Raw genomic sequence first — 18,018 nt, 5'->3', positions numbered from 1 at the left:
CGACAATGTTATGAGTAAGTTCCGCATCGTGTTAGTTGTATTCACTTTATGGTGTTTTACCGGTTTGGCACAGGTTCGGCACGAAACCATGAAGTTTAACTGGCCGGCCGAATACAACTGGAAGATGATCTCGAATCAGAATACGGCCAATGCGCAAATGGTAGAAGTAGTACCGGGCAATCAGTCGGCCACCAATTGGAGCATTCTGGGCACTTCCATGATTTACAAAACCACACGTAACGCCAATCTGCAAAGCATAGCCCAAATGACCTACCAGCAAATGCTGAAGAGGGCGCCATTAGCGCAGTTGCATATTTATGAGCAGGATGCGGTTAAACACTACATTATTTTCAAAATAGAATCGCCCAGTTTTAACAACCGTAAAGCACCCGAGTCGCAGCTATACTATTTTGTGCAAGGGCAAAGCGCCTTATTTTGTAATTTTGTAGCTATTAAAGAACCAAAAATTTCCTTAGCTTTCGTAAATAAATGGATACCGATATTAAAGACCGGTCGGTTGGTCTATAATTAATTTTTTAGCACTTCATCATTGAATCAACCTTGTAAAAATATAGCGGTGCTGGGTTCTACCGGCAGCATCGGCACCCAAACCTTAGAAGTAATACAGGAAAACCCTGCCTTGTTTAAAGCCTGGCTGCTTACAGCGCAGAGCAATGCCTATCTGCTAATTCAACAAGCTTTGCAGTTTAAGCCGGCCTATGTAGTGATTTGCGATGAAAGTAAATACGCTGAAGTGAAGCAGGCGCTGGCCCATACCCAAACGCAGGTAAAAGCAGGCCACAGCGCCATTGTAGAGTTAGTTACCGCTGCTGAACTTGATATCGTGCTCACCGCAATGGTGGGCTTTTCGGGCTTGGAACCTACCATTGCCGCTGTTAAAGCCGGTAAAGACATTGCCCTGGCCAATAAGGAAACCCTGGTAGTAGCCGGTGAACTGGTTACCGCCTTGGCGAAACAGCACCAGGTGAAATTGCTGCCGGTTGATTCCGAGCATTCGGCCATTTTTCAATGCCTGGTTGGCGAAGCTCCGGGCAGCGTAGAAAAGTTGATTCTGACCGCGTCGGGCGGCCCCTTCCGGGGTAAAGACCTAAGCTTTTTAGCTGATGTAACCCGGGTACAGGCACTTAAACACCCCAACTGGGTAATGGGAGCTAAAATTACGATAGATTCCGCCTCGTTGATGAATAAAGGACTGGAAGTAATTGAGGCGCGCTGGTTGTTTGATGTACAGGCCGATGATATTGAGGTGGTGGTACACCCGCAATCTATCGTCCACTCATTGGTGCAGTTTACCGATGGATCGCTGAAAGCTCAGCTGGGTTTACCCGATATGAAGCTGCCCATCCAGTATGCCCTTTCCTACCCCGACCGTTTGGCGAATCAATACAAGCGGTTTAGTTTTATGGATTACCCGACGCTTACCTTTGAGCAGCCGGATTTGGAAACTTTTCGTAACCTTTCCTTAGCTTATCATGCACTGCGTAAAGGTGGCAACATGCCTTGCATTGTAAATGCAGCTAACGAAATTGCGGTGGCGGCTTTCCTGAAAGATGAGGTTGGCTTTTTAGACATGAGCGATGTAATAGCCGAGTGCATGGAACAAATGCCGTACCTTCATACACCTTCGTTAGAAGATTATTTGAATACCGATAAAGAAACCCGCATATTAGCACAAAATTTAATTACCAAAATGCCGTTAAAGGCATAGCAATATTGTATAGTTAACGAATGGACGTATTAGTAATGGCAGGCCAGTTAATTCTGGGCCTATCTATTTTAGTGATTTTGCACGAGCTGGGGCATTTTTTAGCTGCCCGCGCCTTTGGCATTAAGGTGGAAAAATTCTACCTGTTTTTTGATGCCTGGAACATCAGCCTGTTTAAATATACTTATAAAGGTGTAGAGTATGGCATTGGCTGGCTGCCTTTAGGCGGCTATGTAAAAATTGCCGGTATGATTGATGAAAGCATGGATACCGAGCAAATGGCTGGCCCTCCGCAACCCTGGGAGTTTCGGGCCAAACCAGCTTGGCAGCGCCTGATTGTGATGCTGGGCGGTGTAACCGTGAATATTATTTTAGGCATTCTGATATTTTGGATTCTTACCATTAAGTACGGTGAAAGTTATATACCGAACAACGAGATCAGGCATGGCATTGTACCCGGCACCATTGGCCGTCAGATTGGCCTGCAACCCGGCGACCAGGTATTGGCTATTAACGGCCAGAAAGTAGTACGCTTTGAAGACCTATTCAGCTCAAAAGTTTTAATGGGCAATGGCGTACTTACTGTTAAGCGCGGCGAAAAAACAATTAACATCACCGTGCCGTCAACTATATTAAATGATGTATCAGACAAAGGCCCTGAGCAGTTTATTGAGCGCCTGCCCCGTATTAAGTTTGCCGTGGCCCGCGTAGAGCCCAACACCGGTGCAGCCAATGCAGGCATACAAAAAGGCGACAGCATTTTATCCATCAACGGCCAGCCTATTCATTATTATGATGAGTATCAGCAAACGGTAGTTAAGTTTAAAAATAAAGATATTCCTATCGGCATTAAGCGTAATAATGTGCCAATGCAAATTACGGCACACATCAATGCACAAGGTCAGTTTGGTATTTATCCGCAAGATGACCTGCCAAAAGAGAAGACGATTAATTATGGCTTCTTCCAATCATTACCCGAAGGTGCTTCAAAAGCTTGGGGTATGTTCAGTGCCAATGCACAGGGATTGGGTAAAATGTTAACCGGGCAGGTAAAACCGCAAAAAGCCTTATCAAGCCCTATTGGCATCGCTATTTTGTTTGGTAATCACTTTGATTGGTTCCGTTTCTGGAGCTTGGTAGGGTTGCTTTCTATGGCCTTAGCGCTGATGAACCTGCTGCCTATCCCGGCGTTGGACGGTGGCCATGCCCTATTCCTCATCATCGAGATGATTAAAGGCAAACCACTAAGCGATAAATTTTTGGAGCGTGCCCAGATTGTAGGCTTCGTGGTACTGATTACCCTGATGGTATTCGTATTCGGCAACGATATTATGAAGCACATTGTGAACAAGCACTAAGTAGATTATACTCTGATAAAAAAGGGGCAGCTTGTAATTAAGCTGCCCCTTTGTATTTTACTAAAGTGTGCTGTTTCAATAAGCAGCATACTCCACTTGTCATTGCGAGCGATAGCGTGACAATCGCTTGTAGGCACCTGCGCCTGAAGAAGCATTAGCCACTTTATACAACAAGCAATTGCCACGCTATCGCTCGCAATGACTTTTTTTACTGACACCTTTATGACACTGCTGCATAGTGCTGCTCATGCTGCACTACTCCTCACAGCGCTTCATATCACATAACAAAGGCGGTTAATTTTCATCAACCGCCTTTACTTTATTGTTATTCAAATTTTAATATTCATCTTCTGTCCGCTGCTGTCTGTACACTGGCGGCTCACGCTTTAACAAAGCCGCAAAAATAAGCGAGACAACGAACACCAACAATACGGAGGTGATCAAATAGCTCAGCACTGTACTCACGGTAATGGTATAACCCTGACTCAGGCTATCGCGCATGTTTTTAATGGTAGCCTGTGCTTCCTTGTTGGGCACCTTGGTCATGCGTTGGGCCTGCTCATAAATATTAATGGTATTCTCTCCTGCCTGCCTTACGGTTGCCGGGCTAACCACATGTGCAAAAGTAATATCATAACCAATGTAATTAATCAGCGAAGCCATATAGAACATAAAAAACACACCGGTAGTTGCTTGTTTTAGGTTCCAGTAGCCGCCCAGCGTTCTACGGAGCCACAATACAAATGCAATACCCAAACCAACGGGCACTATAATTTTTGAGAAAAACATAGTAAGCAATAAGCTCACCGGAGATAGCGCAACATTAGCTACCAGGTAAATTGTGGCAATACTAACCGCCAGTAAAATAAGCCCTAAAAAAAGCCCGTATTTTGCGCCGTACTGTCGCAGCAAGGCATCGTTTTCCTGCATGGTTTATTTATTAAACGTAGTTAAAATGCTGTACACAGCGGTGTCAAAATCTTTATTATCTGAGGCCTCTGCTACTTCTTTCAAATCGGCTTCAGTGGCATGGGTATTCTGGAAAAAGCACATCAGCGGGTAAAATAGCTCCTGCAGTTCCTCATCATCTGAAAGGGTATCGGCCACACGGTTTACTTCCTCCGGAGTGCTTTCCACTAAAATCTGGTTGGCAATTACCGGCTCGTAAATGCGGTGTTCATCCTGAAACTCATCATCATCTACCAGTAAAAATTCACTCAGATAATCTTCTAATGAGGGTTCTATGCTTTCATCCTTGCACTCGTTCAGATATAATAACATATTCAGCAGCTCAGTGCCGCGATCAATAGTATCTTCTTCAATTTCAGCCCATTCTTTGCTATCCAGGTAATCTTCATCCAAGCGCTTCATATCGGCGCTAAAGAAGTTAACCATCAGCAAATCAAAATAAACTTCGCGCAAGGCTTCAGCCTGCGGGTAATCATCAAACAAGTCATCAAGGTCTTCTACCTTATCCAAAAAATCGTCATCAGAAGTAAATACGCTGATAACCTGGCTGCCGAATTGCTGGGCGTTAATGCTGTTATATTTCGAAAACTCATTTAACGAATTTTCTATGGCTAATTGAACTTTTAAATCGATCATGTTTATTTAATTATTTATATACACCTGGTTATGATTACAGGTTAACAGCACTTTGCATTTTAAGTTATTTCCCAAAAGCGGCGAGTTGTATGATTTAGACTGGTTATTTTGCCTGTTATATTCCCATTCTGCTTCAGCATCAAACAATACCATATTTGCGGCTTCGCCTTCTGCTATTAACGGAACTGGCAAGCCTAATATTTGCCTTGAATTTACAGACATTTTTTCTACGGCTAACTCAGGGCTTAAACCAGCTTGCATCGCCAGCGAAATTGCACTTTGTAAACCCAGTATTCCAAAAGCAGCAATCTCAAATTCAACGTTTTTGTACTCTACCTCATGCGGCGTGTGCTGTGTTACAATAGCATCAATCGTGCCATCCTGTAAACCGGCTATCAGCGCCTGTCGGTCGTCTTCGGTACGCAACGGTGGTTTCACTTTATATAAACTGTCAAATCCCAACACAGCTTCATCAGTAAGTACCAGGTGATGGGCGGCTACGTCGCAGGTTACCTGCAAGCCCTTTTGCTTGGCCTGCCTGATAAGTTCTACCGACCGGACGGCCGAGATACAAGTAAAATGTATTTTTGAACCGGTGTATTCGGCCAGATATAAATCACGGGCAATCATTAGTTCTTCAGCCAGCGCCGGGATGCCTTTCATGCCCAAGTAAGTGCTTACTTCACCTTCGTGAATTTTGGCCTGACCAGCAATGGCAGCATCTTCGGGGTTCGATATAATAAGCGCATCAAATGCCTGTACGTAGAGTAATGCCCGTTCCATTAATCCTGCATTCTGTACCGGATGGTTTCCATCGGTAAAAGCTTTAGCCCCGCTCAGGTACATATCATACAATTCGGCCAGATCTTTGCCCTCGCGTTTGTAAGAGATGGCGCCTAAGGGATAGATATCTACCAGATTACCTTTGGCTTTATTCACCAAATATTCCACTTCGGCTTTCGAATGCACAGGCGGGTGGGTATCCGGCATAAGCGCCAAACCGGTAAAGCCACCGGCTACTGCGGCACGGCTACCGGTTTGCAAATCCTCTTTAGTTTCCAGTCCCAATTCGCCGATGTTGCAGTTTAGGTCGAAAAAGCCGGGCGCTATGTATTTGCCCACAGCTTCAATTACCTGTACATCATCTGATGCCGTTATATTTTGGCCGACTTGAGTAATGATTCCGTTTTGGATAAGCACATCAGCCGTTTGCTGATGAAATGGAGATTGTGGGCTAAGTACAACAGCTGATTGAATGAGCAGATCCATATGTATAGCTATACTGATGTTGTGTTAAGTGCTGCTTTGCGAAACCTTACCCGCCTTCAGGTACCTGATGAGCGCAATTTCGGCCGCAATAAAAATCAGTGCCAAAATTAGAGAAACTTTCCATAATTGCAGCCCCTTATTTGCGTCCTTAAGTTTTGAAGTAACCGGACCGCTTCCGGGCGTAATCAATTTACCGTTTTTAGGCAGTAACCGGTTTAATGCTGTATTGCTTAAGTAATGTAAATCAGATTCTGAGCGGTTACCATTAAAGGCAATGGCAGCTACCAGGCTATCTTTATTTTTAAACTGATAAATACCCGCTCGCCTGATTTCATCAGCTACAAACAGACGAGTAACACCGTTACTATTTCTCACATCGGGTATCAGGCGATGGTGGCCGTTGGTTAAGTATAATAATTGTTTTTCCGATACGGTTATTGGAGGCAAGGTCATGCTTTCATCACGCCCAATAGTGTAATACAGCGTTAGATCATTGTTACTGAGCAAAGCAATACGAAATAGTAAAGGCAACAGTAAAGCATGACGTGGCAAATTACTGTACTCTTGGTTTAGGGGTACAGCAGATACGTATACTTTCCCTTTATCACTGTTATAACCGGTAAAGAAGGGCGTTTGTGACGGTAAATCCATCAAATGGCTACTCTTGCCCAAAGGATCGCTTAACTGGTAGTATTTTTTTACAGCAGGTAGCTCAGGGTTTTGTGGCATCTCATCAAAAATGCCTCTTAATGCGGGATGCTTTAAGTTTAAGCTTGAAACCTTTAATGGTTCCGTAACCAGCTTTTGGGGCCACGATGCACCTAATGGCTGCAATAAAGCGCGGTAGCCAGCCAAATCGGCTTCATTTGCCGGGAACACAACTAAAGTACCGCCTTGGTTTACATAAGCTTTAAGCTGCTGAGACAGCCCGGCGCTTACAGCTTTCGCATTACTCAACATCACTACGGGATATTTACTCAAAGCCGAGTAGTTGACATTGCCTGCCATTACCTGCGTTGTTTTAAAAAAAGCATCTGTATGGAATGCAGCAGCAAGGTAAATGTCTGGTACCGATTCGTTAATTACCAAAACAGGCAATTGCTTTTGAACCTGGAAAGTGAAATAAAAGCTGTTATCGAATGTAACAGGGTTATCCTGCAACTGAACTTCGGCTTGCTGCCAGCCAGCTTGCAAACCCGAAAAGGTAAGCGTATCACTAAGTGCCGAATTAGCCTTAACAGTAGCACTGCCCAAAGCCTTTTGCACACCGTTAATAATGAGTTTAAAAGGTACAGCTTGTGCCTTTTTATCAGCATAATTATGAAACCAAAGTACCGCCTTTTCCTGCGCACCGGCACGGTGAACAGCGTTAAGCATTACCACGGAATCAACAGCCAGATTAGGCAATATGGCGGGTTTTACCGGTACAAAATTTATATTTATATCATTATCAAGTTGCAGTGGTTTTCGGTTTGAGAGGTTATGTTGGAAATCTGAAATAATATAACTGCTATTTTGCGCTTGTGGCTGAAGGCTGAACAAACCCTGCTGACGGTTGATGATTTGCTGTAATGTGCGGCTCTGTGCTGAAAGCTTGACGGTATCAACCGCCGCCCCGAACTCAGCAGCTGTAAGCAGGCGTTGATGCCGGCCTTCAAAATCATGAGTTAATAATTGAAAGCGGTCATTTAATCCGTAAGCAGCTACTACTTCCTTAGCGCGCCGCTTGGCCTCATCCAGCAGGCTACCCTCGCGGTTAAGGGTTTGCATGGAGTAAGAGTTATCTACAAATACACTCACTACCTGGGCCTCACCTCCTGCCGGTCCAGACGATTTGCCGGTTAGATACGGCTTAGCAAAGGCCAGTATTAAAAAAAATAAGGTGAGTAAACGCGCAGCTAAAACCAGCCGCTGCCGCAAGTGAGTACGCGAAGCCTGTTGCTGCTGTACCTCTTTTAAAAACTGAACATTGCTGAAAACAACCTGCCGGTAGCGCCTGAAGTTAAACAGATGCACCAACACGGGTATAACCAGTGCTATCAAAGCATAAAATACCTCCGGGTGCTCAAACTTCATATCAGGCAATATGCCCCTTTAGGGGTTAGGGCAAATTTACTTTATCATTTCCTCTTTTACCTCATTGTTTAAGGTGCGAATGATCGATTTTTCAGGAAAACGAATAGTAAATTCACTTCCTTCACCTAAGGCGCTGGATATATCCAGTTGCCCCTCATCTTTAGAAATCAAATCGCGCACCAAAATAAGACCGAAGCCATTGCCCATTTCGCCCGCGGTACCGTTGGTACTCATATAGCTACCCTGAATTACCTTATTAAGCTTACTCGGCCCCATACCTATGCCACTATCTTTTACGCTCACGCCAGTCATGCCGTTTTCCTGAAACGAACTGAACGAGATTGTGCCTTTATCAGGGGTAAATTTCAGCGCATTATTCAACAGGTTTCTGAAAACGATACGCAGCGCCTCACGGTCGGTATGCCAGGCTACTTGTGGGTCAATTTGATTTTGTACGATTATGTTTTTATTACCAAGTGCCAGCCGCTGTTCCTCAATTAATTCAGCTACCACATCGGCTACACGGCTGGTGGTTTTAATAGCTTCGGCATGTTGTACCTGGCGTTTAATCCAAAACAGAAGGTTATCCAACAGTGTAATGGTACGTACGTATTGTGCCTCTAACTGCCCGAACAAAGTCTTAGCCTCTTCCTGCGAAAGCAGTTCCTGGTTGTAAATACCCAGCAAGCTGCGTGTATTCACCAGCGGGTGCCGCAAATCATGAGAAATAACACTGAGCAATTTGTTTTTAAGATTATTATCCTGCTCCAGTTCCTGATTTTGCTGGGTAATTTGTTTATTCAGTTGTTCAACAGCTATAGATTTTACTTTAATCTGCTCGTTGGTTTGCTTTAAGGCTTTAGCGTAAGCCCTGGCCCGGCGATAATTGTAATGGAGTGGTACAATCAGCGTAATTACAATCAGCATCACTAAAGCGCCGCCTTTAATTAAAGCCGATTTTTCTGATGATACTTTCTTGATCGCCTGCATTTGCCGCAGATAGCGGGCCTGGCCTTCCTGCTGCTGCTTAAATACATCCATAAAAGTGACGGCATCACTTCGCTCCTGGTCGGTTACCAGTTTATTTACGGCCAATAGCTTATCCTGCCATTTGATAATACCGGCTACATCATTGGTCTGCCGGTTGATATCCACCAGTAAACCAGCTGCCTGTTTCAACACATCATTACCACTTACATTACCTGCATGATGATATGATAATATAGCATACCTGTTTGCTTTAGCGTAATTATGCTGGCTGAAATATAACTGACTTATACCCAGGTAAGATAAAGCTTTGCCATAATCGTCATTGGTTAGCGTATCAATTTGCAAGGCCCTGTTAAAATACTGCAAAGCCGAATCGGCCTGATTCAAATCTGTGTAAGACAGCGCACGGTTATAATAAGATTTTTTTTCACCGTATTGAAACTTAGCTATTTTGCTGTTTTCATAAGCTTTGGTATAATAGTTAAGTGCCTGGCCATACTGCTTTTGATCACTGGCCAATAAGCCTAAGCGCAGCTGCACATTTACCACATCTGTTAATTTGTTAAGCCGGGTAAATACAGACAACGCATGTTTAAGCAATCGCCCTGATTCTGCATAATCACCCAAATGCCGCTTTACAGTGCTTATGTGCTGCTCGCATAACGCCACATTATACTCGTCGTTTTCCTGCCGACTGATAGTTAAAGCCTGATAATAGAGCACCAACGAACGTTTGGCATAACCCCGTTGATTAAAAATTTCTGCCTGGTTTACGTAAGCAGCAGCCATTCCGTGGCGATAGTTGTATTTTTCGGCTTGCTGCTCGGCCCTTACAAACATATTTAACGCCTTTACCGCATTACGGCGAATGAGCTTGTACCCCTGGTTATTGAGCGTATCAATTTCAGCTTTTACCGCAGTAGTGTCAATATCAGCTTCCAATTGCCGGGCGTAGCTGGTACACAAGGAGAACAGCAACAACAGAAGGGTTATGAATTTTATATTTTTTATGTTCACCTTGTAACAGGCTTTAATGATTAAATTTAGTTTTGCCGACCGATTATCCGTTTCATTTTTCATGAAGTATATACCTGTCAGCCTTATTCTGTTCAGATTAATCTGCGGTTTGCTTATTATTACAATTGCATTAATACATGCTACTTATGCATCGCAATATATAACGGTTCTGATAACATTTAGCATATTATCCGATATTTTTGATAGTATTATTGCCCGTGCACTTCATATCTCCACGCCGTTTCTCCGCCGGTTTGATTCTACTGCCGATCAGGTATTTTGGGCTATGGTTATAATAGCAAGCTATATCATAAGTTCAACGTTTTACATGCAGCATTACGTATATGTACTCATTTTGGTTACGCTGGAATGTGTTTGTTATCTGATAAGCTACATGAAGTTTCGTAAAGAAGTAGCCACACATGCTTTGGCTTCAAAGCTGTGGACCTTGGTATTATTTGCTACTCTTACCGAGATCATTTTACGGCACAAATCGGGTTGGCTTTTTACCATATGCTTTTACTTAGGTGTATTAACCCGGCTCGAAATCATAGCTATGCTGCTTATTATCAGGCAATGGGCCAATGATATCCCTACCGTATATCATGCTTTTCTGCTCAGGCAAAACAAACCGGTAAAACGGCATAAATTATTTAATGGTTAAGCACTAAACATTAGCAATAGGCTGGTGTTTCTGAATTAACTAATACAAGTTGATTATGGAATTCAGAACATTAGGCGAAACCAATTTAAAGTTATCAGCCATTACCTTTGGTGCATGGGCAGCCGGCGGCTGGATGTGGGGCGGCAACGATGATAAAGAGGCCATTGAGGCCATGAAAGCTGCGTATGATTTAGGCGTAACCTCAATTGATACAGCCGCTATATATGGCCAGGGCAAAAGCGAGGAACTGGTGGGCGAAGCCATTAAAGACATTCCGCGTGATAAGGTGCAGATATTGACCAAATTTGGTATGCGCTGGGATTTGGCTAAAGGCGACTTTGCTATGCACAGTAAAGATAACAGCGGAAAAGAGATTGATATTTATAAATATGCTGGTCGAGATAGCGTAATATTGGAGTGTGAAAACAGCTTGAAACGCCTGGGCACAGATTACATTGACCTGTACCAGCTACATTGGCCCGATACCTCTACCCCTATTGATGAAACTATGGAGGCGCTGCTGCGACTGAAAGAGCAAGGCAAAATTTTAGAAGCTGGCGTAAGTAATTACAATGTTGCCCAAATGCAGCAGGCTGAACAGACCATTAAACTGGCCTCAAATCAAGTGCCTTACAGTATGGTAAACCGTTCTATTGAGCAGGAACTCATTCCTTATTGCTTAGAACATAATAAAGGAATTTTAGCTTACAGCCCGATGGAACGCGGCCTGTTAACCGGCAAAATTAAGCCTGGGCATAAATTTAATGAAGGTGATCATCGTGCGGGTGTGAAGTACTTCAAAGAAGAGAACCTCAATCGGGTAAATGATTTTTTAAACCGAATTAAACCCATTGCTGATGACAAGCAGGTAAGCCTGGGCCAGTTAGTGTTGCGTTGGACCATGGATCAGCCCGGCATCACCATTGCACTGGCCGGAGCCCGTAATGCCGAACAATCTACCCAAAACGCCAAAGCGGCGGACATTAAAATCAGCCAGGATGAAATGGAGACGATTAACCGTTATTTGAGTGAAGTGGAGATTGTAGGTTAAGCATCAATGAGTATAAGCACTCCAAAAAACTTGTCATTTCGACCGTATGGAGAATTGACAATATATTCTTGATTTTAAACTAACAAAGCGGGCAATATTGCCCGCTTTGTTAGTTTAAATTATCTTCTGTGCCTTCTCCGCCTCTTTTCAGATTCGCGGTGATGGGCTGATGACCTGCGCTTGCTTGACTCGTGACGCCGCACTTCTCTGTGCCGGCTTTCGCGGTGATGCGTTGTTGTACGGCTGCTATGATGCTCCTCCTGTTTTACCGACTTTTCGGGTTGCGAGGTAGCAGCAACCGGCTGTGCCGTGGTTGTGGTTGTTGATGTACTGTCAGTACTGACTTGCTTTACCGAAAAATCATTACCGTGATAACTGTACTCCAACACCCGGCTTTGCCCGGTAGATTTAGCGTTACGGTTGTCGCTATCATAAATGGGGTAAGTGCGTATGAGCTTACCTTCTTTAACAACAAACTTATCCTCGCCGTGATAACCTTTCTTCTGCTTTGAGGTCAGCTTCGGGAAATCAAGCTTCCGCCCCTTATCATCATTAAATTCATAGGCATCAATTTTACCATAATGGGTAGAATCAGCGGTTTGCGACTGGATAAAAATTTCAGGATTACCGTCGGTATCCAAATCGCTGTTGAACACGTCTATAATCTTACCATCCAAATCAGCAGTGGTAGTGGTATATTGTTTCTCGGCCGAATCAGATCTTAAAATCAGGTACGCGCCCGTAGAATCGGAGCCACGGCCCCAACTCATCACATCAAAATCTAAACCCGGGGCCACTTCAATTACATGATGAGAACGAAATGGCTGCGGAAGCGACGGCTTTTGAGCGATGGTATTAGCAGCAACGGTTTTGCTGTCGCCAGCTTGTTTGCAGCTGCTTACTGCACAGCAGCAGGCCAGCCCATATAAATAATAAACAGCTTTCATGTATAGGGTTTAATCAATAGTTTCTTAGTTAAACAGGTCGGCCGGCGATAACTCGCCTTTTGGGTGGCCGGGCATAGTCATGTACACGTGCAGTGCACCTGATGCCGCGCCACCGGCATCAAAATACTTAATAGTAATGCGGTGAAAACCTTTTTGCAACTGTATCTCTCCGCCTTGCTCATACAGGTTATGCCGGCCATCATTATCCACTACCTGCTGGTCATCAATCAATAATACCGATCCATCATTTGATTGAGTGGAAAACAGGTATTTACCATCATTATCAATACGAATAAAACCGTTATATATTATGCCATACGGCTGACGGTTTTTACGGAATACCGGCAAATTGAAGCTTTTCACTACGCCGGTGTCGCTCACAGCAACCGTATTGAACTGAGTAGTATAATCAAATTTACCGCTGTAATACTGATATTTTACGCCGGGTACATTGGCGGTATAATTACTTGGCGCCAAAGGCGGTGTGTTATACACTTTTACCTTTGTTAACGGGCTGCGCAGGCCTGATGGTGTAATTACCATGACCTGCAGGTCGCGGTACTGGTTTACAGGCACATCCAGGTTAAAAGGATGCTCATACACCAAATCGGTTTCGCGGGTGGCATAGCCATCAATGGTATAATAAATTTTAGCGCCTTCAACAGATGGCTTCACATTCACCGGAAATTGTGCTGCAATGGTAGTGGTATCTTTTAAACCAATTACTTCGGGTACCCTAAAGTTATACCCGTTCTTATCCAGCCATGCTAAATGATGGGGCAGGCGTACAGTGGCAAAGTTAGTATAATTTTTTTGTGCTACTGGTGTCCAGGCCACTTCTGACAAAGCCAGCATACGTGGCAATACCATGTATTCAACCTTGCTTTCGGTGGCAATATACTCCGTCCATAAATTTGCCTGCACACCTAAAATATACTTTTGCTGCTCGGGGGTTAAAACAGCCGGTGTGGGGTTATAGCTGTACGTTTTTTGTAAGGGTGCATAGCCGCCAATACCCAGGGGCTCGGTACTTAACCTGCCTTGGGCATTGTCAAAATACATGCCTGCGCTGCCAGGCGTCATGATCACATTATGGTTTTGACGGGCAGCTGCGATACCCCCCGCTTCGCCGCGCCAGCTCATTACAGTTGCGTTTGGTGCCAGGCCACCCTCCAATATTTCATCCCAGCCGATGATGCTGCGGCCTTTGCTGTTGACAAATTTTTCCATCCGCTGTATGAAATAACTTTGCAGCCCATGCTCATCTTTCAGTTTAAGGCGTTTGATTAGGTTCTGGCAATAAGCCGAATTACGCCAAACAGTTTTAGGCACCTCATCTCCCCCAATATGGATGTATTTGCTTGGGAACAGATCCATTACTTCCGTCAGCACATCCTGCAAAAAGGTAAAAGTTTTTTCTGATGGGCAGAATACATTGTTGAACACGCCCCAGGTTTCGGCTACTTTATACGTCTGTTTTGGGTTACAGCTCAACTCTGGATAGGCGGCCAATGCAGCCAGTGCATGGCCCGGCATCTCAATTTCGGGCACCACATTGATGTAGCGGTCGGCAGCGTATTTTACTACTTCGCGTATCTGATCCTGGGTGTAGAAGCCACCATACGGAGTGTTATCATATTGAGTGCTTAAGCTCTCACGCAGGTTACCAATCAGGGTTTGCGCACGCTGGCTGCCTACGGTAGTTAAGCGCGGATATTTTTTGATCTCAATGCGCCAGCCCTGGTCATCGGTTAAATGCCAGTGAAAGTTATTGAGTTTGTAAGCAGCAAGCAGGTCAATATACTTTTTAACGAACTCCACCGAAAAGAAATGCCGGGATACATCGAGGTGCATACCGCGGTAGCCAAAACGCGGGTAATCTTCTACCTGTACGCAGGGCAGTTTTAATGTGGCTGCGCGCTCTAGTGGAATTAACTGAATAAGCGTTTGTATACCGTAAAACAAACCTGCCCCTTTACCAGCGATGGTTACGTTACCGGGTGTAATGGTTAGGCGGTAACCTTCGGCAGGAAGATTGTCGGCACCGTTGCTGGTTAACACGATGGCGTTAAGCTGATTACCATTATTAGGCTTTACGGGCACTTGTAGTGCATAGCGGCTTTTTAAATAAGCAGCTAAAAATTGTACAGCCTTGTTATCAGTACTATCAGCAATAATTACCGATTGTTGGCTTACCGAAAAATTACCGGCAGAGGTTTTAAGCGATACCGGCAGCGGAATAATAGCAGGAGCAGCCATTTGATTTTGAGCCTGAACGCTGCCGGCCAGCAATGACGCACACAAAATAACGCCTGAAAGAAGTTTTAAACTCATTATAGGTCTACAATAGGATAAAAGAATTAGCAGCCGGCTAACGGCCACATGCTAAAAGTGGTGAAAATAAATGATTTTGAGCAGAGCCAAACACCCAAAGTGTAAAATTTGAGCGATATGCATAAAAAAAGCCATCTGTTCAGATGGCTTTATGTTTTTCTATCTCTTTTTCAGATGATCGATATGAATTAATATATCTAAATAAAATTCATACCTCTTGAGTTGCATTATAAAATTTAAATGCGTTTAAGCTACCGCTTCTTCCGCCTCTTTAGCGGCCAGCCAACGCTCGGCATCAAGGGCAGCCATACAACCGGTACCGGCAGCAGTTACGGCCTGGCGGTACTGGTTGTCTTGCGCGTCACCGCAGCAAAATACACCTTCTACGTTAGTATGTGTTGAACCTGGTTTGGTAAGGATATAGCCGGTTTCGTCCATATCCAGCCAGCCTTTAAAAATATCAGTATTGGGGTGGTGGCCGATGGCTACAAAGAATCCGGTTACATCCAGTATGCTTTCTTCCTGTGTTTTATTGTTCAATACCCGTACGCCGGTAACAGTTTGGCCATTCCCTACAATTTCCTGGGTATCGGTATTATAAATTACTTCAATGTTAGGGGTATTCAGCACACGGCTTACCATAGCTTTTGAAGCACGGAACTCATCGCGGCGAACCAGCATATAAACTTTGCGGCATAATTTGGCCAAATAAGTTGCCTCTTCTGCGGCAGTATCTCCGGCACCAACTATGGCTACATCCTGACCTTTAAAGAAAAAGCCATCGCACACGGCGCAAGCCGAAACGCCAAAGCCGTTATACTTCATTTCAGACTCCAGGCCCAGCCATTTGGCAGATGCTCCGGTAGAAATAATCACGGTATCAGCTGTTATTGTTTTTACTTCATCCACTACTACTTTGTGCGGAGTGCTGCTAAAATCAACTGAACTTACATAGCCAAAACGGATATCGGTACCAAAGCGTTCCGCCTGTGCACGAAAATCCTCCATCATTTCGGGGCCCATAATTCCTTTAGGATAGCCGGGAAAGTTCTCCACATCTGTAGTTTGGGTAAGCTGCCCGCCGGCCAGCATACCGGTGTAAAGTACAGGTTTCAAATCAGCACGTGCTGCATAAATAGCAGCGGTATATCCGGCAGGACCCGATCCGATAATCAGGCATTGTACATGTTCAGTTTCTTGAGACATCAGTATATGTATTGATGTACAAATTTAAGCTTTTAAAGGCGATAAGGCAAATGCTGACTGTCAGTACTGTGTGATACTTTGGTTACGTATGGTTGATAAATGGATGGATATAATATTGGCAATTTAACATACTTTTTCATCATCGTATTCATTAAATATATCGCAAAAATGCGTATTACGCCCAAATTAGCGGCTTTTTTCAGAAATCAGTTCGCTTTGTAATTTTTAAGCAATTTGCCTGCAACATTCGCATTACAATTACTAATGCAGCCTATTATAACTCGAATAGTTTTGCAATTGCTGCTACATTTGCTTTTGTTAATCGCAACATCCCCTCCTAATGTTTAACAAAATATCAAAATATGTCTGTTTAACAGGTATTGTTTTACTCCCAACAATAGCTGCACAAGCACAGGAGATCAAAAAGCTGAGCATGAAAGAGGCCGTACAGCTGGGCATAGACAATTACCCCGCCTTGCAGGCCAAACAAAGCCAGATAAAATCTTCCAGAGCCTATTTAACTGAAACCAAAACAGAATACCTGCCTGATTTGAACTTTTCGGCACAACAATCATACGGAACTATCAATGGGCAGAACGGGCCGCAATTTGGCTACCGTGGTTTAAACGTTGGCTCATCGGGACCTACGCTCAATAATCAAAATTGGGATGCTGCATTCGGCGCTTTGTATTTAACCAATGTAAATTGGGACTTCTTCGCCTTTGGCCGTGCCACTGAAAAAGTAAAAGTGCAGCGGCAAGTACTGAACCGTGATGAAGCCGATTACAATCAGCAACAATTTCAGCACAAAATCAGGATTGCAGCGGCTTACCTGAATGTATTGGCCGCTCAGCGACTGGTTAAGGTACAGCAGGATAATTTGAACCGCACGCTCGACATCCGCCGTGTGGTGGTGGCCCGTGTAAAGAATGGCCTCAATCCCGGTGTAGATTCTTCTTTTGCTAATGCTGAGGTGTCCAACGCCCGCATTCAGCTCACCAACGCCCAGCAAAATGAACAGGAACAGGTTAACCAGCTTTCGCAATATTTAGGTGTGGCGCCACCACCGCAGGACTATGTTTTAGACAGCACCTTCGTGGTAAAAAATCCAGCCAACCCCGACCCTGCTCCTCAGGTTAACTTTGCCAATCACCCGGTACTGCAATACTACAAGAGCCGGATTGCGGTAAGTGACGAGCAGGCGCGTTATCAAAAAACTTTTGCACTGCCTACATTTACCCTGTTTGGCACTTTCCAAGGGCGTGGATCAGGTTTCAATAATTCTACCCAAATTAATTTGCCGGTTACTTACACCGGCAGCTATTTTGATGGCGTAAACCCCACCCGCTATAATTACATTATTGGTATAGGTACGGTTTGGAATTTTACCAGCCTGTTCCGTACCAAATATCAGGTGCGTTCGCAAAGATTTATTTCAGAGCAATATCAGGATGAATACAACCTGTTCGATCAGCAATTGCGTGATCAATCTGTTCTGGCCGAAACCCGCATCCGCAACGCGGTGAAAAACTCTATTGAAGCGCCGATACAGATTAAATCAGCCACGGATGCTTACAATCAAAAAACTGCACTGTACCGTAACGGACTAGCCAACATCACCGATTTTACGCAGGCCTTATACGCTTTGTACCGCGCCGAAACCAATAACTACATTGCTTACAACAATGTATGGCAGGCGCTGCTGTTTAAAGCGGCTTCTACCGGTGATTTTGATCTTTTTATCAATAACTTTTAATTACGCTCATACGCTCAAC

General features: G+C 44.3%; 14 protein-coding genes. 6 read left to right on the top strand and 8 right to left on the bottom strand.

Annotation, left to right across the window (positions count from 1 at the left end):
* Positions 1–10: 10 nt before the first annotated feature.
* The 3 genes from ACYVNW_RS02485 to rseP are packed head-to-tail and all read left to right on the top strand — an operon-like array spanning position 11 to position 3,084.
* On the top strand, positions 11–532 hold the full coding sequence (locus ACYVNW_RS02485) for a hypothetical protein (protein ID WP_460678260.1): 522 nt from the start codon (positions 11–13) through the stop codon (positions 530–532).
* Positions 533–550: 18 nt separating this feature from the next.
* Positions 551–1,729, top strand: coding sequence for a 1-deoxy-D-xylulose-5-phosphate reductoisomerase (locus ACYVNW_RS02480; protein ID WP_460678259.1), 1,179 nt, complete (start codon positions 551–553; stop codon positions 1,727–1,729).
* A 20-nt stretch (positions 1,730–1,749) separates the two neighbouring features.
* Positions 1,750–3,084, top strand: coding sequence for an RIP metalloprotease RseP (gene rseP, locus ACYVNW_RS02475; protein ID WP_460678258.1), 1,335 nt, complete (start codon positions 1,750–1,752; stop codon positions 3,082–3,084).
* A gap of 336 nt (positions 3,085–3,420) precedes the next feature.
* Here rseP and ACYVNW_RS02470 read toward each other — a convergent pair whose 3' ends face one another.
* The 5 genes from ACYVNW_RS02470 to ACYVNW_RS02450 are packed head-to-tail and all read right to left on the bottom strand — an operon-like array spanning position 3,421 to position 10,041.
* A complete protein-coding gene (locus tag ACYVNW_RS02470; protein ID WP_460678257.1) occupies positions 3,421–4,014 on the bottom strand; it encodes a DUF4199 domain-containing protein in 594 nt (197 codons plus the stop codon).
* Positions 4,015–4,017: 3 nt separating this feature from the next.
* Positions 4,018–4,689, bottom strand: coding sequence for a hypothetical protein (locus ACYVNW_RS02465; protein ID WP_460678256.1), 672 nt, complete (start codon positions 4,687–4,689; stop codon positions 4,018–4,020).
* Positions 4,690–4,695: 6 nt separating this feature from the next.
* Entirely contained in the window at positions 4,696–5,958 is a 1,263-nt protein-coding gene (locus ACYVNW_RS02460) for a dihydroorotase (RefSeq protein WP_460678255.1), read from the bottom strand.
* Positions 5,959–5,982: 24 nt separating this feature from the next.
* Entirely contained in the window at positions 5,983–8,034 is a 2,052-nt protein-coding gene (locus tag ACYVNW_RS02455) for a BatA domain-containing protein (protein ID WP_460678254.1), read from the bottom strand.
* A 36-nt stretch (positions 8,035–8,070) separates the two neighbouring features.
* The gene (locus ACYVNW_RS02450) at positions 8,071–10,041 is read right to left on the bottom strand and encodes a tetratricopeptide repeat-containing sensor histidine kinase (protein WP_460678253.1); all 1,971 of its coding nucleotides are present in this window, start codon (positions 10,039–10,041) and stop codon (positions 8,071–8,073) included.
* A 16-nt stretch (positions 10,042–10,057) separates the two neighbouring features.
* Here ACYVNW_RS02450 and ACYVNW_RS02445 point away from each other — a divergent pair, with 16 nt between their 5' ends.
* Together ACYVNW_RS02445 and ACYVNW_RS02440 are read left to right on the top strand one after the other, a co-directional pair.
* Positions 10,058–10,705, top strand: a complete 648-nt coding sequence (locus ACYVNW_RS02445; protein WP_460678252.1) for a CDP-alcohol phosphatidyltransferase family protein — start codon at positions 10,058–10,060, stop codon at positions 10,703–10,705.
* 55 nt (positions 10,706–10,760) lie between these two features.
* On the top strand, positions 10,761–11,756 hold the full coding sequence (locus tag ACYVNW_RS02440; RefSeq protein ID WP_460678251.1) for an aldo/keto reductase: 996 nt from the start codon (positions 10,761–10,763) through the stop codon (positions 11,754–11,756).
* Positions 11,757–11,875: 119 nt separating this feature from the next.
* Here the strand turns inward: ACYVNW_RS02440 and ACYVNW_RS02435 are convergent, their stop codons facing one another.
* From ACYVNW_RS02435 to trxB, 3 genes are all read right to left on the bottom strand, one after another.
* A complete protein-coding gene (locus ACYVNW_RS02435) occupies positions 11,876–12,703 on the bottom strand; it encodes a hypothetical protein (RefSeq protein ID WP_460678250.1) in 828 nt (275 codons plus the stop codon).
* Between the two features lie 24 nt (positions 12,704–12,727).
* Positions 12,728–15,037 carry a family 20 glycosylhydrolase gene (locus ACYVNW_RS02430; protein ID WP_460678249.1) on the bottom strand — a complete coding sequence of 770 codons (2,310 nt, stop codon included), beginning with the start codon at positions 15,035–15,037 and terminating at the stop codon, positions 12,728–12,730.
* A gap of 246 nt (positions 15,038–15,283) precedes the next feature.
* Entirely contained in the window at positions 15,284–16,243 is a 960-nt protein-coding gene (trxB, locus tag ACYVNW_RS02425) for a thioredoxin-disulfide reductase (protein WP_460678248.1), read from the bottom strand.
* Between the two features lie 340 nt (positions 16,244–16,583).
* Between trxB and ACYVNW_RS02420 the strand changes: the two genes are divergently transcribed.
* A complete protein-coding gene (locus tag ACYVNW_RS02420) occupies positions 16,584–17,999 on the top strand; it encodes a TolC family protein (protein WP_460678247.1) in 1,416 nt (471 codons plus the stop codon).
* Positions 18,000–18,018 lie beyond the last annotated feature (19 nt).

This window comes from Mucilaginibacter koreensis (genome assembly GCF_054783355.1).
Note: the sequence above shows the minus strand (reverse complement) of the source record. Positions and strands in the feature narration are given on the sequence as shown.